Genomic DNA, 25300 nt, shown 5'->3' with positions numbered 1-25300 from the left:
TTTCCGGAAAGGAGGTGCGGCCCGATGTCTCAGAAGAAAGGGGTGGAGGTGTCCGCCCGGGCCGCCCGCCATATAGACGGTTATCGGGTACTGGAGGGCAAACGTGAATATGTGACCTACCAGGGTGATTCCTCCATCCGCATCTGGTATTCAGACATTCCTTGGCGTTATGAAACCCATGACCATTCGGCTGTTGAGATCGTCCTGGTCCTGGAGGGAACAGTCACCTACTCCGTAGAGGGAACGAGTTATCCCGTACGCAAGGGAGAAGTGCTGATCGTACCGTCCAACACGCCCCATTCCCTGGAAATGGGCGAAGGCAGCAGCCGCTACCTTTTCCTTTTTGAAACCGACACAATCATGACCATGCGGGATATCAAATCCATGGTCCTGTATCTTCATAAACCTTTCCACCTCCGGGATGAATCAGATGCCCATAAGCAGATCAGGGAACTGCTTCTTCGGGCGAAGGATTTCTACGAAAAGCAGGAACTGATGTGGAATACGGCGTGCTACAGCTGCATTCTCCAGGTATATGCCACGCTGGGCCGGCACTACCTGATCGGAATCAGGTCCCGGACCGGCGATACGGTTCGGAGCATGGACACAGAGGTGATCAACGCTGTGATGACCTACATCAATGATCATTACCGCGAAGACCTGCGCCTGGATGATGTTGCCGGTTTTTCCGGGTTCAGCCGTTTCTATTTTTCCCGGTCTTTCAAGCAGCAGACCGGATACTCCTTTAAGGATTATCTGTGCCAGAAACGGCTGCAGGCTGCCATGGATCTGCTCACCAGCACCAATCTGTCCATGCGGGGGATAGCCGTCGAAAGCGGCTTTGGCAGCACGGCATCCTTCAACCGCGCCTTCCGCGCCTGCAAAGGCTGTACCCCCACCCAATACCGGGCCGTTTACGGAATGCTGTAAAGCGCCCTGCCTGATCGGTATCAAGGGCTGTATGCCCTGAAATAAAAAGGAGGAAAAACCCATGAAGAAACTCGTTTCCCTGCTGCTGGCATGCTGTATGCTGCTCAGCCTGAGCGCCGCCTTCGCTGAAGAGAAGACGGAACTCACCGCCTTCCAGTACGCGCTGGAAAATCAGAACACCGATTTCAACGGTCTCTGGTTCTTCGACGAGCTGGAAAACAAGACCAACACCCACGTGACCTTCCAGATGGTGAAGGACGCGGACTGGGCCACCAGCGTGAACCTGATGTTCGCCGTGCCGGACCAGATGCCTGACATGATCCTCCGCCACTCTGTGGACGTAGAGGAATACGGCGTCTCCCAGGGCCTGCTGCTTCCCCTCGATGAATACCTGACCGAGGAGATCATGCCCAACTACGTCAGCCGCCTGAACATCAACAACGCCGGCGACTCCATCCCCGCCAGCGACGGCAAGACCTATTACATCGGCTTTCTCATGGCCCAGAACGTCAACCATACCGGTACCTGGTATGTGAACCAGAAGGAACTGGACAAGCTGGGAAAGACCGCTCCCGCCACCATTGATGAAGTGACCGAACTGCTCCGCGCCATGAAGGCGGACGGGATCAAGTGGCCCTTCTCCGCGTCCTACACCCAGTTCGGACCGGAAACCATCTGGAACCAGTTTGCTTCCTTCGGCGTTCCGGAAAATACCTATTACTACTTCATCGACGCTGACAACAAGGTCCAGCTCACCTTTGCCCAGGACGGCTGGCGTGCCTGTGTTGAATGGCTGCACCAGCTGTATGAAGAGGAACTGATGGATCCCGAATCCCTGACCCAGGACTCCAACCTGTGGGCCAACAAAGTCAACGACGGCGAAGTCGGTTACTTCTGCTACCTGCGCCTGATCAACACCGCCATCAAGGCTGAAAACGTGGAAAACTTCAAGTCCATCCTCCCGCCTGCCGCGGACGGATTCAAGGCCTGCGTTTCCCAGATCCTGGAGGTTCCGGAAGCCGGCGCCTACCTGACAAAGAACTGCAAGGATCCCGTTGCCGCCCTGAAGTGGATCGATGCCCAGCTGGAAACCGAAACCATGATGGTCTCCCTCAACGGCAAGGTCGGCGAGCAGATCGTGCTCAACGATGAAGGCAAGTATGAAGTCATCAACATTCCCGAAGACAACGGCCTGTATCAGTTCGTTCCGGTTACCATGGGCCAGTTCTTCGCTCCCGGTGACTATTACACCTCCATCTACCAGATGGCTCCTCACCGCGTGGAACGCTATGAAGACAGCAAGTGGTACGCCGAAGCCGGCGTGCTGGAACCCAAGAGCTTCCAGTATCTCCGCGACCTGAGCAAGATGAGCAACGATGACGCCACCGAAGCCGCCACCCTCTACACCGACCTGCAGAAGCTGGTTGAGGAATCCTTCGCCAACTTCGTCCGCAATGGTGTAACGGATGAGAGCTGGAACGAATTCCAGGCTCAGGCCAAGGCCATCGGTTCCGACCGTTACATCGAGCTGTACCAGAATGCTTACAATGCCTATCTGGCAAAGTAAATCCTTGAACGTCGCGGCCTGAGATGTTAAAATGCAAGCATCAGAAAAGCCGCCGGGCATCGCCGCAGGAATTGATTCCGGGGGCGATGCCCTTTTGCCGTATAGAGGGAGTACATATGAACCGTACCGTAAAGATCACCTGCCTGCTGGCTGCCGCCCTGTTTCTGCTGACAGGGTGTGCTGTTTCACGGCCGGGAGAGGGCTCTGCCCCTCCCGGCGCATCCCTTACCGCGCTGCAGTATGAGATCGACAATATCGCCGTGGACTTCAGCAGTATGTGGTATTACCGGCAGATCGAACAGCAGACAGGCGTTCATGTTGACTTCAGTGAAGTAAAGGATTCCGAATGGAGCAGCTCCGTCGGTCTGGCCTTTGCCAAGGGAAAGATGCCGGACATGATCCTGCGGGGATCCCTGGATGTGGAGGAATACGGCGTAACCCGCCATCTTCTGGTCCCGCTGGATGAATATATCGACAAGGGCTTCCTGCCCAACTACGCGGCCCGTATGGACCAGGCCGGTCTGCGGGAGCAGCTTACCGCTTCTGACGGCCATATTTACCAGCTCGGGTTCCTCATCTCCCAGGGTGTCAACACCAACGGGCATTTCTTTATCAACAAAACATGGCTGGACAAGCTGAACCTGCAGGTCCCCCGGACCGTGGACCAGCTGACGGAAGTGCTCAGGCGTTTCCGGTCGGATGATCCCAACGGTAACGGCCTTCAGGATGAGATTCCCCTGGAATTCACCTTTGATGACAATACCACCGGCATATACAATCTCTTCTCCTTTTTCGGCCTGCCCCTGAACGAGGATTATGTCTATGTGGACAATACCGGAAACGTACGTTTTGCGCCGGAGGAGGACGCCTTTTTTGAGACGCTCACCTGGCTTCACGATCTGTATCTGGAAGGTCTCCTGGACATTGATTTTATCAGCCAGGGCAGCAGCATCTGGGCCGCCAAGGTCAACGAAGGAAATACCGGCATGTTCAGCTACTGGCGGCTCCAGAACACCGCCCTCAGCCCCGGCACTGCCGCCAATTACCAGGTGATGGTTCCGGTGCACGTTGAGGGAAGGAATGCCTGCCTGCCGAGAAACATGGACATCATTGAGTTCGGCGCCGCCCTGACCACGGACAACAGGGATATCGAGGCCAGTCTCCGCTGGCTGGATGCCCAGTTTGAAACGGAAAACATGCTCGTCTCCCAGAACGGCCCCGTCGGCGACACGCTCATCCGGCGGGAGGACGGCCGGTATGAGGTCAGCTATGTTCCGCCGGACAACGAGCTGTATCAGTCCGTTCCGGTCATCTGCGGCCAGTTTTTTGCCCCGGCTGAATATTACGCCTCTGTCTATGTCCCGGCCGCCCACCGGCTGGAAAAGTCCGCCTACTGCGATCTGTATGAGCAGGCCGGCGTGCTGGAACCCGTCTCCGGCAAGCTGCTGACAGCCGTGGCGCCGAAAACAACAGCCCAGTCCGCCGAAACCACCCGCCTGAAGGCAAAGCTGAAGTCCCTGGTGGACGCGGAGATCGTTGCCATGGTCACCCGGGGTGTAACGGATGAAAGCCGCGAAGCCTTCAGGTCAAAGCTGAAAGAAAACGGAAGCGTGGAATACCGTCAGGTTTACCAGCAGATCTATGACCGCTGGAAGGAGAAATAAACCGTGATCAGAAAGAGCCGGACCTCTGTCTTCATCCGGTATGCGCTGTCGTATATCGCTGTTGTGCTGCTGCTGTTCTGCAGCATCACGGGATACCTGTATGTCCGTCTCAGCGGAGAAGCCCGGGAAGAGATCATTGATAACCAGATCAACCGGCTTTCCCGGATCGCCAGCCAGCATGAAAGCTATATCTCCGCCATGCTGAATACCGCCGAGGAGATCGGTCTCAGTCCGGATATCGAGTTCTTCCGCTACAATGAAGAGCCCTGGAAAGCCTATGACCTCCAGCTCCAGATGGTCCCCTACACCACAACGGCCAGCACCTTCTGTGATCAGGTTTATCTCTATTTCTTCGGGGATGACATGATCTATTCCTCATCGTCCTCCATGACCCTTTCCCTTTTTGCGCGCATGATGCGCTATGAGTTTATCCCGATGGAAAATCTTGTCTCCCGGATTGCGAGCACTGACCGGATGACCATTCTCCCCGCCCAGCAGGTTTCCTCCACCCTTGTGGACAGTTCCCGGGTTGTCACCTTCCTGGTGCCGCTGGGGTCGGCTCCCGGATCCGGAAAGGGCATCCTGCTGTTCCTGATCAAGGACAGCGTCTACCAGTCGCTTTTTGCCGACGCCATTGACGACCGTGTCAACACCTATATCTACCAGGGGGATGACCTGCTGTCCTCCTCGGAGAAGCTTTCCCTTCCCCGGGACCGGGTGGAAGCCTCCCAGGACGCTCCTTCCCGCCTGTTCCGATGGGAAAACCAGGACTGGACCCAGGTCACTTTCTCCGGCAGAAACTGGGGGCTGACCTATACTGCGGTCCTCCGCAACGCCGATATCAACTCCTCCATCATGCAGCAGCTCTTCAGCATCCTGGCCATCCTGCCGGTATTTGTCTTCCTGAGCCTTCTGCTTGCTCTCTGGATGGCCCGGCGTCATGCTAAGCCCATCCGGGCGATCACCGGTATGCTTTCGCGGGAAACAGATGAAACACCCCGCGATGAGCTCCAGCAGATCTCCTCCGGCATCAGCCGGCTCACCACACGGAACCAGGAGCTGTCCTCCCGGCTGGAACGCGCCTTGCCCCTCCAACGGCATGATTTTGTCTTCCGCTTTGTGAAAGGACGCTTTGAGACCAGGCAGGAAGCCGTGGCTGCAGGGCAGGCTGTGGGGCTGGAGATCGACCGGCCTGTATACGCGGTCATCCTTTGCAGCGGCTCTGCCGGAAATGATCATCCCTTTGATCTCAGCCTGCCGCCCTTCAATCGTCTCTCCGGTTATTCCGGTGCCGGCGTGGAACTGGTTGCCCTGAAGGCCAACCTTTACCTTGTTTTCTCCGATGACCCGAAGGTGCTTACCGGCATGGCGGAAACGCTGCGCTGCGAATGCGCTGCCGGCGGAGAGCGCTGTATCACCTCCATTTCCGCCCTGCATACCGATTTCACAGAAGCCCCTTCCGCCTATCTGGAGGCAGCAGCCGCCTATGAAAACCGGTTTGTCATGGGCAGCCAGAAGGTACTCTGCTACGGCGATATCTCCCCTGACCTGGAGGAGATCCTTCCCCAGGCCCGCAAGATCACAACCTCCATCAGTCAGGCGCTGACCCTGGGAAGCCGGGAAGTTCTGGACGTCCGGATCAGCGACCTGCTGCATTTCCTGAAGAACACCAGCATGTCTCCCTTCGCGTTCCGGATGATCTACAGCGAGGTGATCCGTTCCCTGGTGCACACGCATACGGCGGCGCTGTCCGGACAGGGCTCCGTTCAGGAAACCTACAACATCTTCACTCTCACCTCCTGCCAGTCCATTGATGACCTGGATGAACTCCTGCGCAGGCTGTGCGACCGCCTGATCACCGGAGAATCAGCTTCCGGGGAGAAAGTTCCGGACGAGGAGGATGAGATCAGCCAGGTCGTCCGCTACATGGAAGAGCACTTCAGCGATCCGGAGATCTCCATCACCGCCCTGGCGGACTCCCTGGAGCTTTCAACCACCCGGTTCAGCCTTTCCTTCAAGGAAAAGGCCGGGATGTCTCCGCTGGAATACCTGACCCTCCTGCGGGTGGAACACGCCAAGGAACTGCTGGAATCCAGCGACCTGACTATCCGGGACATCAGCACGCAGGTCGGCTATTACGACTCCGGCTCCTTTATCCGCCGCTTCAAGCAGGTAACAGGCGAAACGCCCCTGCAGTACCGGCGCGGAAGAAATCCGAAAAAAGAGAACGGCATTCCGGACCGGGATGCCTCCGTCCCGACAGAGGAGTAAAACCATTCTATGATTCATACTGATCAGATCAATATTCGGGATCCCTATGTCCTTGTGCACAACGGCACCTATTATCTTTACGGCACCCGCGGCCCCGACTGTTGGGGACCCGCGGACGGTTTCGACGTGTATACCGGACAGGATCTTGTGTCCTGGGAAGGCCCCCGCGTCTGTTTCCGGAATGACGGCTCCTTCTGGGCCGACCGGAATTACTGGGCTCCGGAAGTGCATCCCTGGCAGGGAATGTTTTATATGTTCGCCAGCTTCAAAAGCGACACCCGCCGGCGCGGCACGGCCATCCTGCGGTCCCCCTCTCCCCTGGGCCCCTTTGAGCCCTGGTCCGACGGTCCGGTTACCCCCGCGGACTGGGAATGTCTTGACGGAACATTCTACGTTTCCGCGGACGGTACCCCCTGGATCGTATTCTGCCATGAATGGGTCCAGGCCGGCGACGGAGAAGTTCTCGCCATGCGCCTGACGGATGACCTGAAGACGTCGGCCGGTACACCGGTTCTGCTCTTCCGGGGTTCCGACGCTCCCTGGAGCCATGCCGTACGGCATTCCTCCGGCATAACCGGTTTCGTCACGGACGGTCCTTTTTTGTGGCGCGGAAAAGACGGCTCCCTGCTCTGCCTCTGGTCCGGCTTTTCAGAAAAAGGATATGCCCAGGGGCTGGCTGTTTCCGACAACGGGGAGATCGACGGGCATTTTTCACAGGCTGATCCGCTTTTCCTGGAGGACGGCGGCCACGGTATGCTTTTCCGTTCGAAGGAAGGCAGAACCCTCCTGGCTCTCCACAGTCCGAACACCCATCTGCTGGAGCGTCCCCGCTTTGTACCGGTGGATCTCTGATCCCGCAAAGGATCTCCTGAAATCTCCCTTTATGAAAGGATAAAACATGCATTACGTTCTGGCGATCGACATCGGCGCGTCCAGCGGCCGGCACATTGTGGGCTGGCGGGAAGGAAGCGGGATCCGTACAGAGGAGGTCTATCGCTTTCCCAACGGCATCACGGAACAGGACGGCAGCCTGACCTGGGATACCGATGCCCTGCTTTTCCATGTCAAAGCAGGCATTGACAAAGCCCTGGAAAAATACCCCTCCATCCAAAGCCTTTCCATTGATACCTGGGCCGTGGATTATGTGCTGATGAATGGCGGCAGCCCTGTCCTTCCCTGCTACGCCTACCGTGACAGCCGTACGGAAGCAGTGATCGGAGAGGTTCACGAAAAGATGCCTTTTCCGGAGCTGTACCGGCGCACCGGCATCCAGTACCAGCCCTTCAACACCCTCTACCAGCTGTATGCCGACAAGGTTTCCGGGCGGCTGGATCAGGCCGATGGTTTCCTGATGATCCCGGAATACCTGATGTACCGGCTGTGCGGTGCGGAAAGCCATGAATACACCAATGCCACGACCACCGGCCTGGTCAGCGCGGAAACCGGGGAATACGATCCCGGAATCATCAGCGTCCTGGGCCTGCCCGCGCGTTTTTTCGGGCCTCTCCGGCAGCCCGGCACCGTGATCGGGGAATACAGGGGGATCAGGGTTATGCTCTGCGCCACCCATGATACCGGAAGCGCGGTGGAAGGCATTCCCATGGAAGGCTGCCAGCCTTATATCTCCAGCGGCACCTGGAGCCTGCTGGGGGTGAAGACCGAACGGCCGGTCATCACTGAAGCCGGCCGGCTGGCCAACTGGAGCAATGAAGGCGGTGCCGGATATAACCGTTACCAGAAGAACATCATGGGTATGTGGCTCATGAACCGGCTCCGGGCGGAGCTGTGTCCGGACAGACCCTGGGATGAGATCATGGCCGAAGCGGCCGAAAAGCATTTTGATCACCTGGTGGATGTGAATGACCCGGTCTTCCTGGCACCGGAAAGCATGAAGGCCGCCTTTGATTCCAGGCTTCCCCATCCGCCCCGGTGTATTGCCGGCTACTTCCGGTGCGCCTGCAGGTCCCTCGCCGACGGATACCGCCGGGCTGTTGAGGAAATGGAGCAGAACACCGGGCGGCGCTATGACAGGCTGTACATCGTCGGCGGCGGAGCGAAGAACACATACCTGAACCGCCTGACCGAAGAATCGACCGGAAAGCAGGTGACCGCCCTGCCGATCGAAGCTACCGCTCTGGGAAATATACGCATTCAGCTGAAAGGTGGAACTGATACATGAGTTATGAAGAATCCAGGAAACGGTATGCAGCCCTGGGTGTGGATACCGATGCCGTCATCCGTCTCCTCAGGGCAGTGCCTGTCAGCCTTCACTGCTGGCAGGGTGATGATGTCCGCGGTTTTGATACCGATCCCTCCAAGCCCCTGACCGGCGGCATCCAGACCACCGGCAATTACCCCGGACGGGCCAGGACGCCGGAAGAGCTGATGGCTGACCTGGATATGGTCCTGAGCCTGATCCCCGGCACGCCGAAGATGAACCTGCATGCCAGCTATGCCATCTTTGAAAACGGTGAATGGGCAGACCGGAACAGGCTGCAGCCGAAACATTTCCGGAAATGGGCAGCTTTCTGCAAAGAACGGAACCTTGGCTGTGATTTTAACCCCACCTTCTTCTCCCATCCGAAATGCGATCCGCTGACCCTTTCCAGTCCGAATGCCGAAACCCGGAAATTCTGGATTGAGCACGGCAAGGCCTGTATCCGCATCAGCAGCTACCTGGCGGAGGAACTGGGCTTCCCCTGCGTCATGAACATCTGGACCGGCGACGGGTTCAAGGACATCCCCGGCGACCGTATAGGCCCCCGGATCCGTTACCGTGACGCCATTGACGAGATCCTGCGGGAACCCTATGACTTCAGCCGGGTGAAGCCCTGCATTGAAAGCAAAGTGTTCGGCATTGGCGTGGAGGCCTATACAACAGGCAGCGCAGAGTTCGCCCTGTGTTATGCCGCCATGAACCGGGACAAGTGCATCCCCCTGATGGACAACGGTCACTACCATCCCACCGAGGTGGTCAGCGACAAGATCCCCGCCCTGCTGACTTTCTTCCGGGAAATCGCCCTGCATATAACCCGGCCGATCCGCTGGGACAGTGACCATGTGGTCCTGTATGACGATGAAACCCGGGAAATTGCCCGGGAGATCGTTCGCTGCGGCGGTCTGGACGGCCGTGTGCATATCGCCCTGGATTACTTTGATGCCAGCATCAACCGCATATCCGCCTGGGCAACCGGATACCGGAACCTGCAGAAGGCATTGCTCTATGCCCTGCTGCAGCCCCATGAGGAAATGAAAGGACTGCAGGATAAGGGGCAGTTCAGCCGGCTGATGGTCCTGCAGGAAGAAATAAAAACCATGCCCTTCGGGGACATCTGGGCGGAATACTGCCGCTTCTGCGGAAAGCCCGCCGACGGCGAATGGTTCCCGCTGGTGGAAGAATATGAAAAGAAAGTGCTGGTGAACCGCAAATGAAAGATATCCTGGCCGCCCCCTTTATGACGGAAATGATACGCACCGCGACAGCCATGTATGACCATGGCTGGGATGAACGCAACGGAGGCAATATTTCCCTGATGCTGGACGAAAAGGAAGCCGGGGAATACCTGGATATGCACAGTGTCCTGCGAACCATCCCGACAGGCTTTTCCATGCCGGAACTGGACGGGAAAATCTTCCTGGTCACCGGCACCGGCAAATACTTCAGAAATATACAGTATGAACCGGAGGTCAATCTGGGGATCATCCGTCTGCGGGGCTGCGGGCAGCAGGCGGACCTGCTCTGGGGATACTCGGACGGCGGACAGTTTACCAGTGAGTTCCCTGCCCATATGATGAGCCATTCAGCGCGGCTGAAGGTGAACCCGGCAAACCGGGTGATCATGCACTGCCATCCGGCAAACCTGCTGGCCATGACCTATGTACACACACTGGATGAACGGGAGTTTACCCGAACCCTCTGGCAGATGTGCACTGAATGCGTGGTTGTTTTCCCGGACGGTGTAAACGTGCTTCCCTGGATGCTGTGCGGCACCAATGAGATCGGTGAAGCCACAGCAGAGAAAATGAAGACCGCGCGCCTGGTAGTCTGGAGCCAGCACGGGATTTACGGAGCCGGCAAAGACCTGGATGAGACCTTCGGCCTGATCGAAACCGCGGAAAAAGCCGCTGAGATCTATATGAAGATCGCCCATCTGCCGCGGATCAACACGATCACGGATGAACAGATGCACCTGCTGGAAAAGCGGTTCGGCATCAAAGCCCGGGAGGGATATCTGGAGGAACCGGATCGGGGGACGGACAAATGAAACAGCATGCAGGAAAAAACATCCGGGAGCTGAAAGTTGCCTATATCGGCGGCGGTTCCCGCGGCTGGGCCTGGGGCTTTATGAAGGATCTTGCCCTGGACGGCGAAATCTGCGGTACCGTACGCCTGTATGATATTGACCGGGAAGCCGCAGACCGGAACAGGATCATCGGCGAAAAGATCAGCGCCCATCCGGATGCTGTTTCCCGTTGGGCTTATACAGTCTCTGATTCCCTGCAGGAAGCCCTGACCGGAGCGGACTTTGTGGTCATCTCCATCCTGCCCGGCACCTTTGATGAAATGGAATCAGACGTCCATCTGCCGGAGCGGCTGGGGGTCTGGCAGCCGGTGGGTGATACGGTCGGCGCCGGCGGATTCATGCGTTCCATGCGCACCATTCCCATGTTTGTCACCATCGGCGAGGCCATCCGGGATTACGCGCCGGAAGCCTGGGTGATCAACTATACCAATCCCATGTCCCTTTGTGTGCGCACCCTCTATGAGGTTTTTCCGTCGATCCGGGCCTTCGGCTGCTGCCATGAGGTCTTCGGCACCCAGAAGCTGCTCTGTTCCATGCTGAAAACCGGGGAAGGGATCGACAGGGTAAAACGGCAGGACCTGTATACAACAGTCACCGGCATTAACCACTTCACCTGGCTGACCAGCGCCTCCTGGAAGGGGACGGACCTCTATCCCCTCTATGCCCGGTTTGCGGAAAAGTACGCGGAAAGCGGCTACAGCGAAGGCGGGGATGACAACTGGATGAATTCTCACTTCAGCTGTGCCCAGCGGGTAAAGTTTGATCTGTTCCGGCGTTACGGGGTCATTGCCGCTGCCGGGGACCGGCACCTGGCGGAGTTCGTGGCGCCCTGGTATACACGGGATCCCGAAACAGTCCGGGAATGGAAATTCAGCCTGACCCCCGTTTCCTGGCGGAAGCAGGACCTGAAGGAAAAACTGCAGATGTCGGATGACCTGGTCAGCGGAAAGAAGGAAATCACCCTGAACGGTTCCGGGGAGGAAGGGCACCTGCTGCTGAAAGCCCTGCTCGGTCTCGGCGATATGGTGTCCAATGTCAACATTCCCAACCGGGGCCAGATTCCCAATCTGCCCCTGGGCGCCGTGGTGGAAACCAACGCCCTCTTCGGGCTGAACCGTATTGATCCCGTATACGCGGGGCCGGTTCCCGCCTCCATCCTGCCGCTCATCACCCGGCATGTGCTGAATCAGGAAAATACCCTGACCGCTGCCCTCCGCTGTGACCGGAAGCTGGGCCTGACCACCTTCCTCAATGACCCGCAGCTGGCCGCAGTTACCCCGAAGGACGGGGAAAAGCTCTTTAATGACATGCTGGAAAACCAGCGGACCTTCCTGCCCGAAAAATGGTTTGAATAACTCCGGACATCCGAAAGAATCATATAATCAGGAAACCCGCTTCTGATTTTTATCAGAAGCGGGTTTTTTCCGCCATTCTTCATTTTTCATTCTTCATTTTTCATTTCCGCTTTATAATCCTGCACAGTTCATATTTCCCTGGCATCGCCCGCCCTTCAAACACCGTCTCTCCGTTCCGCCGGTACAGCGGCGGGATCCTGATGGTTTCCCCGGTCACAGGATGCTTCCGCAGCGGCAGCTCAAGCGCTTCCGCATCGCCGGTCACATGGATCAGGATCGTTGCCGGCTGCGCTCCCGAAGCCACATACGGATAGAGGACAAAAGTATCATTATCATAAGGAAAGAGGCTTATACCCGCCTTGCTTTCCAGGTAGACACCGCCCGCGGGAAACTCCCTGCGGATCCGGGTCAGGACTTTCCCCGGCAGCTTGTACAGATCCGGAAAGTTGTCCGGTACCGCCAGAGTCAGCATCTGTCCCTTTCCGTAAGTATCCCGCAGCAGCAAACCAAAGCTTTCTTCCGATTCCGCCACCTTCGCCAGTGCCCAGGTGGCATTATTCCGGAATTCGCACACCGGAATACCGATCTCTTCCGTACCCCGGGGAAATTCTGTCGAGGGCCATACTCCCGCGTTCTCCACCCGGTAATTCCGGCCCCGGATCCTGCGGCCGGTGAAACGGATGGAGGTCATCCGCTGGATTCCCCGGTCCATGGTATCTTCCACGAAGCCGCTGGTCACCAGCGCTTTGCCGCCAGCCGCCACATACTTCTCCAGCTTTTCCACCACATCCGGATCGCAGGCGGAGGAACGGGTCAGCAGGATATACTCCGCCTTTTCCGGCCAGTAGGGTGTCAGCATCACCGGCAGGCCGCACATACCCAGGAAATCCTGGATGTTGTCCTCACCCTGGCAGTTGTCCGGCAGGTAACACTGAATGCCCACCGGATTGCCGCAGTAATCCAGCACCTCATCCAGTTTGTCCAGGTGCCAGCCCAGCGGCGGAATGAATGGATTGTCCGTCAGCATCTGGAAGCAGAACAGCATGATCTCCTTCGGTTTGGAGAACGCGGTCAGGTACGCCTGCTCCAGGTACTGTTCCGTGATATGCAGGTCAAAGGGATCGAACCAGCCTCCGCCGTTGTGTTCCGGCCACATGTTCTCAAAATAAGTCATCAGGGAATAGCTCAGGTAGCGGGGCAGGTGCTGGTCTGTGGTTACGGTATCCCGGGCTTCCGTTCCGGTGTAGATCCGGTCGAACAGCTTCCGCTGCGCCGCAGGATTGTATCCTGTTTCCTGGTAGCTCTCCGCCCAGTTGGGATACTTGATGGTGATCCGGCATTTCGGATTGGCTGCCTTCGCCGGGGCGATCACGTCCTCCCGGCTCACCTTTTCCATCAGGTGAAGGCGGTATTCCTTCCAGCTGCCGTCCGTAATCCCGCGCTCCCGGTTATATTCATCCCGTCCCCGGCGGCAGGCCTCGCAGGTACAGTTGGTAAAGAAGAAATCGTCAATAATGAACTCGTCAAAATGCCCGCCGATAAAGCTGCAGACCTTCCGGAGTTCCGCCAGCATCTTTTCATCGTTGTAGCAGAAAGTGTCAAACAGGCGCTGCTTCGGTTCATCCCCTTCCGGGGTTCGGATCGTGGTGGTCAGGCCGCCGGCCACCGCCACCCCGTGCTTCTCAAAAACCTTCCGGCACAGGTTCACATGCTCCTCATCCGCCAGGATCCCGGCGCGGTAGGGCTCCAGGTAAACCTTGTCCGGCCGCAGGTACTTTTCAAAAAAGCCGATATCCTTTTCCAGCTTTTCCTTTTCCGCCCGTGCCGTTGCCTGCGCGATAAAATAATAGACCAGCTTAAAGTTCCGGTAGTTGCCCATGTATATATTCCTCCGTCATGTTGATGGACTGTGTAAACGATCTCACTGTATCAGGGACAGTATAGCTTCTATCTCTTTCCGGCACAAGCCCGGAAGCGTAAAAGGCGCCTTCACTCTTTTGTTGACGGGTTCCGGAATGCCTGATAAGCTTAAAACAGTCAGGATATCCGCAGATTGAAGAAAGGACAGGGCAACATGGAAAATAACGATATAAATGATATTCATGCTTTGGACAAACTTTTGCGAAACATGTTTCACACAATCAGACATGAGCCCCGCCAGGACACCAGACCTGCTCAATCCACAATGATAACCATGCTCAGGAATGTAGAGATTGCCTTGTCACAGCCGGATGACATCGGTGATTTTTTCGCTGTTGTAAAATCGCAGTATTTCGGCATGTTCCCGCCAAAATGCGGCTTGTCTGAATTCTATATCTCGCGGGAAGATCCCGCTGAAATGCGCCGTCTCAATGCGGAATATGAAAAAACCAAAGCACAGATAAGTGAAATCCTGAACAGGCACTGATCGGCCAATACTTATGAGCAATTGATTTATAAGGGATATGGCTTGTTTTTTCTCCGGGGATAGTGTATGATGTGCCAGTAATTCAGTATGTAGGAGGGATTTTATCATGGCTGAACAGTATGTTACCGGTGAAACACTGGTTGGTGAAGTTGTTACCAAGTATCCCGAAGCGATCGAGATCCTGCTGTCCATCGGCATGCACTGCCTGGGCTGCCCCGCTTCCCGCAATGAATCCCTGCAGGACGCCTGCGCGGTTCACGGCATTCCCGCGGAGCAGGTCATTGACGCGATCAACGAGAAGATCGCTGAGAACAAGTAAGTTCTGATCGGCAAAAAAGCCGGAGGATTATTCCTCCGGCTTTTGTCATGTCTTTGATCAGTTTGTTTCTTTGGCCGCGGTCAGGCTTTCATAGGTCACACCGTATTTCTCGGCGATGTCCCGGGCAAAGGACTGGCCTTCCGGCGGGGCGATGACCACCCGGAAGGAATGCTTTCCTTCCTTTGTTTCCGCCACAAGGGAAACCGCTTTCCCTTCCGCGTCCCCTGTATTAATCACCATGTCCAGGTCCTGGGCCAGTTTGTGCATGTGGGTATTGTAGATCGTGCGGGTTCCCCGGCCCAGGATCGCCCGTACCGCGTCCGCCGCGATAAAATATCCTTCCTCAAAGGACGTGGTGGCAAAAGTCTCGTTCAGCAAAAGCAGGGTATCCGGGGTGCAGCGCACAAACAGTTCCCTGAACCGCCGGCATTCCTCTCCCAGCCGACCCAGGTCCAGTGTCTTGTCCTCATCCGCCGGGAAGTGGGTGAGCACGCTGTCCGCCGGATCATAGCTGAAGCGATCCGCCGGCACCGGCAGGCCGCTCTGGGCCAGGATAAAGAGCTGGCCGACAGCCTGGGTTACGGTGGTTTTTCCGCCCCGGTTGGCACCGGTCAGGACATAGACCCGCTTCTCCCGGTCAAAAACCAGGTTGTTCGGAACCACATTCTCCGGTTTCTCGGTGGCGATCAGCTTCAGGTTGTAGAGTCCTTCCGCCTCCATACCGGCTGCCCCGTCCCGGTTCAGCCTGGCCTGCGGCTTGCAGAAATGCCAGCCTGCTTTCTGTTTCTTTTCAATATATTCCGCCCACCGTGTATAAAACGCCAGTTCCGGGATCAGGTCCGCCATTTCCTTCACGCTGACGTTCAGGTACTGCCCCAGGGTGTCCCGCAGTTTCCGGGCGATCCGGGAAGTCAGCATGGACGCGGCGCTGTCCATCTGCCGCGGTACATTGCCGCTGCCGTCTGCCGCAGGGACCCGTGCCAGGGAAAGGGCTGCCAGCGGATTGCGGAAAACCACAGCCTTTTCGATCGTCTGCCCGATGGAACCCAGCGGTCCTGTTTCCGTATTGGCCGGATAATAGTTGTAACTTCCGTTCCAGTCCGCTTCCTTCCGGATCTCATCCCGGGGCACAACAGAGGTCAGGAAATTCTTCAGCAGGTTCGAGCGGGTAAAAGGCTTCGCGTTGACGGATACCAGGCCGAGGCTGACCGCCTCAAACCGTTCATTGACATTGATGCCCACCGTCAGGCTCCGGATGTCGGAAGCGGCGATCCGCATTTCCTCCACATCCCTGCGCAGGGCTTCAAATCCCCGGTCCCTGTAGATTTGATCCACAGCATCCCGCAGCGCGGTCAGTCCTTCCGATACCAGGTCTTTATCCGACAGACATTCCCGGATCGCTTCCACGGTCAGGATATAGTCGTGGTATTCCTCCAGCCGGTGCATCAGATCCCAGATGCTTGTCTCGTCGCCCTCATGGCGGTTGACCACGCCATAATCATAGAACATCTTGACCTTGTCCAGCAGCTTCATCAGCCGTTCCCGGATTTCCGGGTGCCGCATGATATCCTCAAAAACATCGCTGCGGAAAGCCGCCACCCGCGGATCGGCCGTCAGGCTCATCATTACTCGACGGATCAGCTGAACCTCCTGGGGCTGGGATGCCACCTTTTCCGCCAGGATATCCAGTCCGAGATCATGCCAGGTTTCCTCCGGGATCTCCCGGTATGTCACTTCCTCCTGCCGGGGAAACAGAATGCTCAGTTGAGACTGTTTCATGTCAGGCTCCTTCATTTTCATTTCATTTCTTTCCGCATTATAGCCGATCCCCGTCCCCGCGTAAAGCCCGGCGGCCCGCTCCGGATGACAGTCTTCCCGCGATATGGTACAATGATCCCCGGATTAAAAAGGGGGCTTGTAAAATGGGAAAGCAGGACAAAACCAACTGTATGCGCGTGCTGGACAGCAAAAAGATCGCCTATACACCCCATCTGTATGAGGCGGATCCCACCCTGACCGGGGAACAGATCGCCGGCATCCTGAACGAGGCCCCCGACCAGGTCTTCAAAACCCTGGTCACTATCGGCAAGCCGCAGAAATACTATGTGTTTGTCATTCCGGTCAATACGGAACTGAACCTGAAGAAAGCCGCGGCAGCCGCCGGTGAAAAATCCGTCAGCATGATCCCCCAGCGTGACCTGCTGCCCCTGACCGGCTATGTCCATGGCGGCTGCTCCCCCATCGGAATGAAGAAACGCTTCCCTTCGTTTATTCACGGGAGCGCTTCCGGGCTCTCCCGTATCTTTGTCAGCGCCGGCCGGGTCGGCTGCCAGGTGGAGCTTGCCCCGGAAGACCTGATCCGCATTGCGGAGCTGAAGCCGGCGGACCTGGTTTAATTGACTTTCCGCACCACCCCGTGATAAACTGTAATGTATTGTTTTTCACCATTTTCCGCCCTTTGCGGCGTTTACTGTAACGGAGGTTTTTCATGACAAAAAAACGTGCCCTGCTGTGGCTGATCCCGACCATTCTTCTCCTGCTGATGATCCCGTTTATCGTGCCCTCTGCGCTGACTTATGCCGGCGCTGAAGAGCTTGATCTTCCTGAATACAATCCGGTGGAACTGACCAACCCCAATCCGGGCCCCCAGCTTCCCCTGCCCGACGCGCGCGGCGCCGACCTGGAGCACTACTCCGCCAATCCCGACGGCTACGTCTATGACGAAGCCACCGAGGCAGCCTGGGAATACCGGGACGGTACCCTCTATGTAAAGATCGAGAACCGGATGATCGGCAACACAAAGGTGTTTTTCACCTGGGTCCAGATCGCCGATCCCACCCAGCTGCGCACCCACGTCAGCCAGGAAACCAGCCCTATCCGTGAAGCCAAGAAGGTGAACCCCGTCCTGGCCATCAGCGGAGATTGGTATTCCGGCCGCAGTGAGGGCATCATCTACCGCAACGGTGTCCAGATGCGGGCCCCGAAGCCCTTTGGCAACTATGACGCGCTGATCATTGATGACCAGGGTGATTTCCATATCCTTTACCGCCCGGCGGCCGATGCCTTCGCTCCCTATGAAGGCCACATCCTGCACAGTTTCCTCTTCGGTCCCGCCCTGGTGATCGACGGCGAGCTGCAGGTCTTTGACAAGAACAACTACGGTTCCGGCGCCGGCATGGGGCTCCCCAACAAGACCCAGCGGCAGGCCATCTGCCAGATGGACAAGCTGAGCTACCTGATCATAACCACCGAAGGCCCGAAGGACACCAACGCCAAGGACGGCGGATTCACCGCCCAGGAACTTGCCCAGCTGGCCTATGATATGGGTGCTGTCAACGCCTACAACCTGGACGGCGGAAACTCCGCCTGCCTGCTTCTGAACGGCGTCAAGATGAACCGTTTCAAAAAAGGCGGCGTCCGTGAGATCACTGACCTGGTGTACTTTATTACCGCGGAAGAACCGCCGGTTCCCACAGAAGTTCCTACCGAAGTTCCCACAGATGTTCCTGAAGATATTCCGGCCGAAACCCCGGCTGTTACGGAAGAAGGAAACACTCAGCCATGACACCGCTCTGGACTCTCGGGTCGCTGCACGTGACCCCCTACAGCCTCATGATCCTGCTCGGCGCCCTTGCGGGCGTCGCGCTGTCTTTGCGCAAAAAGGAGATCCGTCCCCTGCTGCCCGCCGTGATCCTCGGCGCGCTGATCGTCGGACACGCGGCCTGGGTGCTCTTCTGCCCCTATGACCTGGAAGCCTACGAAGGAAAGCTCTTCATGCTGCTGCGCCCCTGGGACGGCGGCTATACTCTTTACGGTGCGCTGCTGGGCGGTGCCCTTGGCGCCCTGATCGCCGGAAAGCTTTCCGGTGTCAGATGGCTGGATGCCCTGGATGCCCTTGCTCCCGGAGCCTGTGCTTCCATCTTCTTTGCCCGGATCGGTGAAGTATTCACCGGAGAAGGCATCGGCCGTATCACGGAAGTGGACTGGACTCATTTCTTCCCGCTTTCCGTATGCGCATACCAGGATGAGTACTTCGAAGAGTGGCGCTATATCGTCTGGTTCTGGGAGGCCCTGGCCGCCCTGATCCTGCTGATTGTACTGCTGAAAAATGAAAAGAAAGCTTTCCCCGGCCGCCAGACCGCTGTGTTCCTGATGGTCCTGGGAACCACCCAGATCCTGCTGGAGCAGATGCGGCGGGATCACTATCTCCGTCTCATCGTGTTCGTCCGTGTAAACCAGCTGGCGGCACTCGCCACGCTGATCATTGTCCTGGTGGCACTGCTGATCCGCCGGAAACCCGGGAAGACGAAGGTGATCTGGTGCCTGGTGACGCTGGTGCTTGCCTCGCTGGCGGATATGGCTTCCGAGTTTGTTTTTGACAAATATGAATATGCTCCCTGGCTTTACCTGAGTATGCCCCTCGCGGTCCTCGCCTGCTCCGCCATGCTGTGGACCTGGAAAAAGCAGAAAGGACTGCTGCCTGCTGTCCTGCTCTGCGTTGTCACCGCGGCTCTGCTGATCGGCTATGCCTCCAGGAACTGGGATGAAATAGAACTGGAACCCGTTGATGATCTGGTCCGTTTCGCTATCCTCTATGCCACCATGGTCGTTGACCTGGTCTGCATCGGCCTGACCATCCATTTGAATCTTCAGCCCAAAAAAGAATAAAAAACCGGTGAAGGAGGAAGCTGCATGAGTACCGCCAGATCCCCCGTTTACTTTACCGACTTCAGAACCGTTCCCAACGTCAGCCAGGGTGTCAAGCTGCAGCGGCTGTGCCGCCGGGCCGGAATCGATAAGATCGATTTCACGGAAAAGTTTGTTGCCATCAAAATGCACTTCGGAGAGCTGGGCAATTTTGCCTATCTCCGGCCCAACTATGTCAAAGCAGTCGCTGACCTGATCAAAGAGCTTGGCGGAAAACCGTTCCTCACGGATTGCAATACCCTCTATCCCGGCAGCCGGAAGAACGCCGTGGATCATCTGTACAACGCGGAAGTCAACGGCTTCAACAGCGTCACCACAGGCTGCTATATCATCATCGGCGACGGCCTGAAGGGAACCGATGACATCACCGTTCCCGTTCCCGGCGGTGAATACTGCAAAGAGGCTTATATCGGCCGTGCCCTGTATGACGCGGATATCATCATCTCCCTCAATCACTTCAAGGGGCATGAGATGGCCGGCTTCGGCGGTGCGGTCAAAAATCTGGGCATGGGCGGCGGAAGCCGCGCCGGAAAGATGCAGCAGCACAGCGACGGTAAGCCGGTTGTCAGTCCGGATCTGTGCCGTTCCTGCCGTAAATGCGCCCGGGAATGCGGTTCCGACGCGATCACCTATGAAAGCGGCAAAGCCTTTATCATGCAGGGTATCTGCAAGGGCTGCGGAAGATGTATCGGCGCCTGCGCCTTTGATGCCATCCATCCGTCCTTCGACACATCCGCTGATATGCTGGGACGTAAAATGGCGGAATACACCGCCGCCATCTGCAACGGAAAGCCCAGTTTCCATATCAGCCTGATCATGGACGTTTCCCCCAACTGCGACTGCCACGGGGAAAATGACGCTCCGATCCTGCCTAACCTCGGCATGCTGGCCTCCTTTGATCCGGTAGCACTGGACCAGGCCTGTGCGGATCTCTGTCTTGCGGCGGATCCCATGCCCAACAGCCAGCTTTCCGATAACCTGGCCCGGCCCGGCTGGAAGCATCACCATGATCATTTCAAGGACAGCAATCCTAACGTCAGCTGGCGTGAAACCCTTGCCCACGGCGAAAAGATCGGCCTGGGAACCCGGAATTATGATCTCGTCCGTATTTGACAACCGTGATTTTTAAAGAATAATTCAGAAATTTACAGTTTTTACGAGCTTTCCGCATCTTTTCGGCGGGAAGCCCTTTTTCTTGACTATTTATGACTTTGACTATCTTTGACTTTTGAGTATACTATAATCAGCACAAGAAAGAGAGTGCGGTGGCCGGAGACCACAAAAAGAGTTCACCCGGAACCGGAATTGGAAACGGAACCGGATCAAAAGAATGGAGGGTTTTATATGAGTACTTTCCTGCCTGCTGTTTTCGGTGAGAATATGATGGACCTGTTTGATGACTTCGACCGTGATTTCTTCCGCGGCTTCAACCGCCCGGAGCATATGCTGTATGGCAAAAATGCCGCCCGGATGATGAAGACCGACGTCAGGGAAACGGACGAAGGGTATGAACTGGCTGTGGATCTGCCCGGCATGAAGAAGGATGATATCACCCTGGAGCTGCAGAACGGCTATCTGACCATCTCCACCCAGAAGAACCTGGAGAACAAGGAAGAGAAGCACGGCAAAATGCTCCGCCAGGAACGGTACACCGGTACCATGCAGCGCAGCTTCTACGTAGGTGACAACCTCACAGAGGAGGATGTGCAGGCCAAATACGAAGACGGTGTCCTGACCGTTAAACTTCCCAAGAAGGAAGCCAAGAAGGTTCCTGAAAAGAAACAAATCCTCATTGGATAAAAACAGGGGGAAGCAGGCGGCATCGCCTGCTCCCCTGTTTTTCAATTCAGAATTCATAATTCACAATTCATAATGACAGTGTGTTTTCCATACAAAAGGGAACGGTTCACCGAACCGTTCCCTTTAAAAGTATATATCACATTCGGCGGCAGCCGAATATTTCACATCGGCCGCAAGGCCGATATTTCGCATCCCGCGTAAGGGAGCGAAGGAAGCGGTGCCACGGTGTGGCATTTGCCAAAGGCAAAAGCAACCTGAACGAGTCAACCGAAACAAGCAGTGCGAAGCGCTCCAAGAGAGCAATGTGCTGATTGAGGTTGCGTATGATATTTCACATTGGGCGAAGCCCAATATTTCATTGTATATCGATTCCTTTATAAGGAATCGATATACCTGCACGCTGCCAGCGCTGCAGTCGCGCCGTCCGCCGCCGCGGTGGTCAGCTGACGCACTGTCTTGCTGCGGCAGTCTCCTGCCACAAAGACTCCGGGGGTTTTCGTCTCGCAGCGTTCATCGCTGTCAAAGTATCCCCATTTGTTCAATTCCGCCAGGTGAGCGAAGGCATCGTTCTCCGGGATCAGGCCGATAGCCACAAACAGGCCGTCACAAGCCACCTGTGTTTCTTCCCCGCCGGCCTGCGACTGTATGGTCACGCTGCGGAGAAGGCCTTCCTCCGTGTTCAGCGCAGTAATCTTTACACCGGAATGCTTTTCCACGTTCGGCCGGGAGAAAAGGATCTCCTGCAGCTTCTTCTCTCCGGTAAAGTCCGGGAGATCCTGCAGCATGATCACCTTTTCGCATTTTCCGGAAAGCAGGATCGCTTCCTGCAGTGCGGAATTGCCGCCGCCGGCCACACAGACGGTCTTTCCGGTATAGAAATCCCCGTCGCACACCGCGCAGAAACTGATTCCCTCGCCAACCAGCTCATTTTCACCCGGCAAGCCCAGCATCCGATGCTTCACGCCCGCGGCCACGATTACGGCTTTCGCGTCCCGCTCCAGTCCGTCATCGGTGAAAACCCGCTTGAAATCGCCATGATCCTCAATCCGGACCACTTCCGCCAGGTCCACTTCCGCTCCCTGGGCCATGATCTGGTCCAGCAGGGCTTCCGCGTATTCGTTGCCGCTCATCTGCGCCGTGCCCGGCCAGTTCTCCACCTTGGGGCTGTAGGTGATCTGGCCGCCGAAGCCATGCTTCTCCAGCACCAGGGCGCTCTTGCCGTTCCGCTGCGCATACAGCGCGGCGGTCATTCCCGCAGGACCTCCGCCGACCACAATGATATCAGTCATCTTTGATTTCCTCCAAAAAACGGGGACGCAGCCGCGTCCCCGTCTGTCTGCTTGCATTATCCAACCTGCTTGGCGGTCAGCATGCCCTTGATCTCGGAAACACCCTTGTACTTGGTGAATTCGCCGTCCTGACCCAATACGACCAGGGTCGGAGCCTGCTTTACGCCATACTGGTTGGTCAGTTCCGGATTATCTGTAGCCAGCACTTTCTTGAACAGGAACCCGGCCTTCTCCAGCATACTGATAGCCAGCTTGCAGTTCGGGCAGGTCGCGCTGACGAACAGGATCGCGCGGGCGCAGGAGCAGGACTTGGTTTCCTTCTCGGGTTCAGCAGCGGGCTGTTCCGCCGGAGCGGCTGCCGGAGCGGAAGCCACGATCGGGCCGGAATGGGTCAGCCGGCTGTGGCCGATATCATAGACCTTCCTGTCCTTGAATTCCTGAGCTTTACCGTCGTTCCAGTTCTGGACGGGGCGGTAGTAACCGGTGATCCGGCTGTAAACCTCGGTCTTCTGTCCGCAGTGGGGGCAGGTGTGCTGCTCACCGGTCAGGTAGCCGTGGTCCTTACACACGGAATAGGTAGGGCTCATGGTGTAGTAGGGCAGCTTGTAGTTTTCCGCGATCTTGCGAACCAGGTTCGCGGCGGCTCTCCAGTCCGGCAGCTTCTCACCCAGGAAGGCGTGGAAAACAGTACCGGAGGTATACAGCGTCTGCAGTTCATCCTGCACGTCCAGCGCGGAGAAGATATCCTCACTGTAGCCCACGGGCAGATGGCTGGAGTTGGTGTAGTAGGGAGTACCGTTCATGTTCGCGGTGATGATGTCCGGATACTGCTCCTTGTCATGCTTTGCGAAACGGTAGGTGGTGGATTCCGCGGGAGTCGCTTCCAGGTTGTACAGGTCGCCGTACTGCTCCTGGTAGTCGCTCAGGCGTTCACGCATATGGTTCAGCACGTCCTGCGCAAACTTCTGGGCTTCCGGATGGGTCAGGTCTTTCTTCAGCCACCGGGCGTTCAGAGCCGCTTCGTTCATGCCCACCAGACCGATGGTGCTGAAGTGGTTGCTGAAGGTGCCCAGGTACCGCTTGGTATAGGGATACAGTCCGCCCTCCAGCAGCTTCGTGATGACCGTACGCTTGGTCTTCAGGCTGCGGGCAGCAATATCCATCAGGTGATCCAGCTTCTCGTAGAATTCCTTTTCGTCCGCCGCTTCATAGCCCAGACGGGGCATATTGATGGTCACAACGCCGATGGAGCCGGTGGATTCACCGCTGCCGAAGAAGCCGCCGCTCTTTTTGCGCAGTTCCCGCAGGTCCAGGCGCAGGCGGCAGCACATGCTGCGCACATCGCTGGGCTCCATGTCAGAGTTGATGTAGTTGCTGAAGTAGGGGGTGCCGTACTTGGCAGTCATCTCGAACAGCAGGCGGTTGTTCTCGGTTTCAGACCAGTCGAAATCCCGGGTGATGGAATAGGTGGGGATCGGGTACTGGAAGCCGCGGCCGTTGGCATCGCCTTCGATCATGATCTCGATGAAGGCCTTGTTGACCATGTCCATTTCCTTCTGGCACTCACCGTAGGTGAAGTCCATTTCCTTGCCGCCGATGATGGCCGGCAGGTTTTCCAGGTCCTTCGGGCAGGTCCAGTCCAGCGTGATATTGGAGAAAGGCGCCTGAGTACCCCAGCGGCTGGGGGTGTTCACACCGTAGATGAAGCTCTGGATGCACTGCTTGACTTCCTTCTGGGACAGGTTGTCGATCCGGACAAAGGGAGCCAGATAGGTATCAAAGCTGGAGAACGCCTGAGCACCGGCCCACTCGTTCTGCATGATGCCCAGGAAGTTGACCATCTGGTTGCACAGCGTGGACAGGTGGCTGGCCGGAGAGCTGGTAATCTTTCCGGGAACACCGCCGAGGCCTTCCTGGATCAGCTGCTTCAGGCTCCAGCCGGCGCAGTAGCCGGTGAGCATGCTCAGGTCATGGATATGGATTGCGGCGCTGCGGTGGGCTTCAGCGATCTCGTTGTCATAGATCTCGCTCAGCCAGTAGTTGGCCGTGATGGCGCCGGAGTTGGACAGGATCAGTCCGCCCACGGAGTAGGTAACAGTGGAGTTCTCCTTCACGCGCCAGTCATTGATGCGGAGATAGTTGTCCACCAGGTCTTTATAGTTCAGGAGCGCGGAATTGACGTTACGTACTTTCTCCCGCTGCTTGCGGTACAGAATGTAGGCCTTGGCCACATCGGCATAACCGGCCTCGGACAGCACCTTTTCAACGCAGTCCTGGATGGTTTCCACCGCGATCTTGTTATCGCGGATCATCGGCTCATATTCGGCAGTGACCCGAAGAGCCAGCATATCGATCACACTGGGATGATACTGTTTGCCCAGAGCTTCGAAAGCTTTGGTGATGGCTTTTGAGATCTTGCTGATCTCAAATTCCGTGATTTTTCCGTCTCTTTTGACAACCTGATACATGACAAGCACTCCTGTTTCTTTCTATTTGTTGTTGTTCTGTAGTGCAGAATGACATAGAAATTTTGCTCACTAAATATAGCATGCCCCTCCACTTAAAGTCAATATGTTGTGAAGGTTTTTCAAAAAAATATCTATATATTGTGGAAACCATGAATTTCAACGCTTTCAGCCATTCCCTCCTGTACGTACAAAAAAAGCGATGCTATAATGCTGACGTGA

Annotated in this window: 20 protein-coding genes; 16 read left to right on the top strand and 4 right to left on the bottom strand. The window is 56.6% G+C overall.

Annotated elements, in window-relative coordinates; all coding sequences use genetic code 11:
- Nucleotides 1-24: 24 nt before the first annotated feature.
- The 9 genes from JYE50_RS13390 to JYE50_RS13350 all read left to right on the top strand — a co-directional run bounded on the left by JYE50_RS13390 (nucleotide 25) and on the right by JYE50_RS13350 (nucleotide 12091).
- Entirely contained in the window at nucleotides 25-930 is a 906-nt protein-coding gene (locus JYE50_RS13390) for an AraC family transcriptional regulator (RefSeq protein ID WP_084096102.1), read from the top strand.
- Nucleotides 931-991: 61 nt separating this feature from the next.
- Nucleotides 992-2497 carry a type 2 periplasmic-binding domain-containing protein gene (locus JYE50_RS13385; protein WP_084096101.1) on the top strand — a complete coding sequence of 502 codons (1506 nt, stop codon included), beginning with the start codon at nucleotides 992-994 and terminating at the stop codon, nucleotides 2495-2497.
- 116 nt (nucleotides 2498-2613) lie between these two features.
- A complete protein-coding gene (locus tag JYE50_RS13380; protein WP_179138350.1) occupies nucleotides 2614-4161 on the top strand; it encodes an extracellular solute-binding protein in 1548 nt (515 codons plus the stop codon).
- A gap of 3 nt (nucleotides 4162-4164) precedes the next feature.
- Entirely contained in the window at nucleotides 4165-6432 is a 2268-nt protein-coding gene (locus JYE50_RS13375; protein ID WP_084096099.1) for a helix-turn-helix domain-containing protein, read from the top strand.
- 9 nt (nucleotides 6433-6441) lie between these two features.
- The gene (locus tag JYE50_RS13370) at nucleotides 6442-7284 is read left to right on the top strand and encodes a glycoside hydrolase family 43 protein (RefSeq protein WP_084096098.1); all 843 of its coding nucleotides are present in this window, start codon (nucleotides 6442-6444) and stop codon (nucleotides 7282-7284) included.
- A 46-nt stretch (nucleotides 7285-7330) separates the two neighbouring features.
- Entirely contained in the window at nucleotides 7331-8611 is a 1281-nt protein-coding gene (locus JYE50_RS13365) for a rhamnulokinase (RefSeq protein WP_084096097.1), read from the top strand.
- A complete protein-coding gene (locus JYE50_RS13360) occupies nucleotides 8608-9864 on the top strand; it encodes an L-rhamnose isomerase (RefSeq protein WP_084096096.1) in 1257 nt (418 codons plus the stop codon). Before JYE50_RS13365 ends, JYE50_RS13360 begins: the two co-directional genes overlap by 4 nt.
- Nucleotides 9861-10697, top strand: a complete 837-nt coding sequence (gene rhaD, locus JYE50_RS13355; RefSeq protein ID WP_084096095.1) for a rhamnulose-1-phosphate aldolase — start codon at nucleotides 9861-9863, stop codon at nucleotides 10695-10697. Before JYE50_RS13360 ends, rhaD begins: the two co-directional genes overlap by 4 nt.
- Nucleotides 10694-12091, top strand: a complete 1398-nt coding sequence (locus JYE50_RS13350; protein WP_084096094.1) for a family 4 glycosyl hydrolase — start codon at nucleotides 10694-10696, stop codon at nucleotides 12089-12091. Before rhaD ends, JYE50_RS13350 begins: the two co-directional genes overlap by 4 nt.
- A 100-nt stretch (nucleotides 12092-12191) precedes the next feature.
- Here JYE50_RS13350 and JYE50_RS13345 read toward each other — a convergent pair whose 3' ends face one another.
- Nucleotides 12192-13970 (bottom strand): hypothetical protein, encoded by a 1779-nt coding sequence (locus tag JYE50_RS13345; RefSeq protein WP_084096093.1) that lies wholly within the window; start codon nucleotides 13968-13970, stop codon nucleotides 12192-12194.
- A 174-nt stretch (nucleotides 13971-14144) separates the two neighbouring features.
- Here JYE50_RS13345 and JYE50_RS13340 point away from each other — a divergent pair, with 174 nt between their 5' ends.
- Complete coding sequence (locus JYE50_RS13340) at nucleotides 14145-14498, top strand: hypothetical protein (protein ID WP_084096092.1); 354 nt, start codon at nucleotides 14145-14147, stop codon at nucleotides 14496-14498.
- A gap of 106 nt (nucleotides 14499-14604) precedes the next feature.
- The gene (locus tag JYE50_RS13335) at nucleotides 14605-14817 is read left to right on the top strand and encodes a DUF1858 domain-containing protein (RefSeq protein WP_084096091.1); all 213 of its coding nucleotides are present in this window, start codon (nucleotides 14605-14607) and stop codon (nucleotides 14815-14817) included.
- Nucleotides 14818-14874: 57 nt separating this feature from the next.
- Here the strand turns inward: JYE50_RS13335 and JYE50_RS13330 are convergent, their stop codons facing one another.
- Nucleotides 14875-16596: a MutS-related protein gene (locus JYE50_RS13330; protein WP_179138349.1), complete on the bottom strand. Its 1722-nt coding sequence runs from the start codon at nucleotides 16594-16596 to the stop codon at nucleotides 14875-14877.
- 143 nt (nucleotides 16597-16739) lie between these two features.
- Between JYE50_RS13330 and ybaK the strand changes: the two genes are divergently transcribed.
- The 5 genes from ybaK to JYE50_RS13305 all read left to right on the top strand — a co-directional run bounded on the left by ybaK (nucleotide 16740) and on the right by JYE50_RS13305 (nucleotide 21324).
- On the top strand, nucleotides 16740-17213 hold the full coding sequence (gene ybaK / locus JYE50_RS13325; protein ID WP_084096089.1) for a Cys-tRNA(Pro) deacylase: 474 nt from the start codon (nucleotides 16740-16742) through the stop codon (nucleotides 17211-17213).
- A gap of 92 nt (nucleotides 17214-17305) precedes the next feature.
- Nucleotides 17306-18382 carry a phosphodiester glycosidase family protein gene (locus tag JYE50_RS13320; RefSeq protein WP_084096088.1) on the top strand — a complete coding sequence of 359 codons (1077 nt, stop codon included), beginning with the start codon at nucleotides 17306-17308 and terminating at the stop codon, nucleotides 18380-18382.
- Nucleotides 18379-19485, top strand: coding sequence for a prolipoprotein diacylglyceryl transferase family protein (locus JYE50_RS13315; protein WP_084096087.1), 1107 nt, complete (start codon nucleotides 18379-18381; stop codon nucleotides 19483-19485). The genes JYE50_RS13320 and JYE50_RS13315 overlap by 4 nt, the downstream gene beginning before the upstream one ends.
- 24 nt (nucleotides 19486-19509) lie before the next feature.
- Nucleotides 19510-20637 carry a DUF362 domain-containing protein gene (locus tag JYE50_RS13310; RefSeq protein WP_084096086.1) on the top strand — a complete coding sequence of 376 codons (1128 nt, stop codon included), beginning with the start codon at nucleotides 19510-19512 and terminating at the stop codon, nucleotides 20635-20637.
- Between the two features lie 231 nt (nucleotides 20638-20868).
- The gene (locus JYE50_RS13305) at nucleotides 20869-21324 is read left to right on the top strand and encodes an Hsp20/alpha crystallin family protein (RefSeq protein WP_084096085.1); all 456 of its coding nucleotides are present in this window, start codon (nucleotides 20869-20871) and stop codon (nucleotides 21322-21324) included.
- Nucleotides 21325-21698: 374 nt separating this feature from the next.
- Here the strand turns inward: JYE50_RS13305 and JYE50_RS13300 are convergent, their stop codons facing one another.
- Entirely contained in the window at nucleotides 21699-22613 is a 915-nt protein-coding gene (locus JYE50_RS13300) for an NAD(P)/FAD-dependent oxidoreductase (RefSeq protein WP_179138348.1), read from the bottom strand.
- A 56-nt stretch (nucleotides 22614-22669) separates the two neighbouring features.
- On the bottom strand, nucleotides 22670-25081 hold the full coding sequence (locus JYE50_RS13295) for a ribonucleoside triphosphate reductase (protein WP_084096083.1): 2412 nt from the start codon (nucleotides 25079-25081) through the stop codon (nucleotides 22670-22672).
- Between the last annotated feature and the right edge of the window lie 219 nt (nucleotides 25082-25300).

Source organism: Aristaeella lactis, assembly GCF_018118585.1.
GTDB lineage: Bacteria > Bacillota > Clostridia > Christensenellales > Aristaeellaceae > Aristaeella > Aristaeella lactis.
The sequence above is the reverse complement of the archived record's forward strand: the minus strand, read 5'-3'. Positions and strand labels throughout refer to the sequence as shown.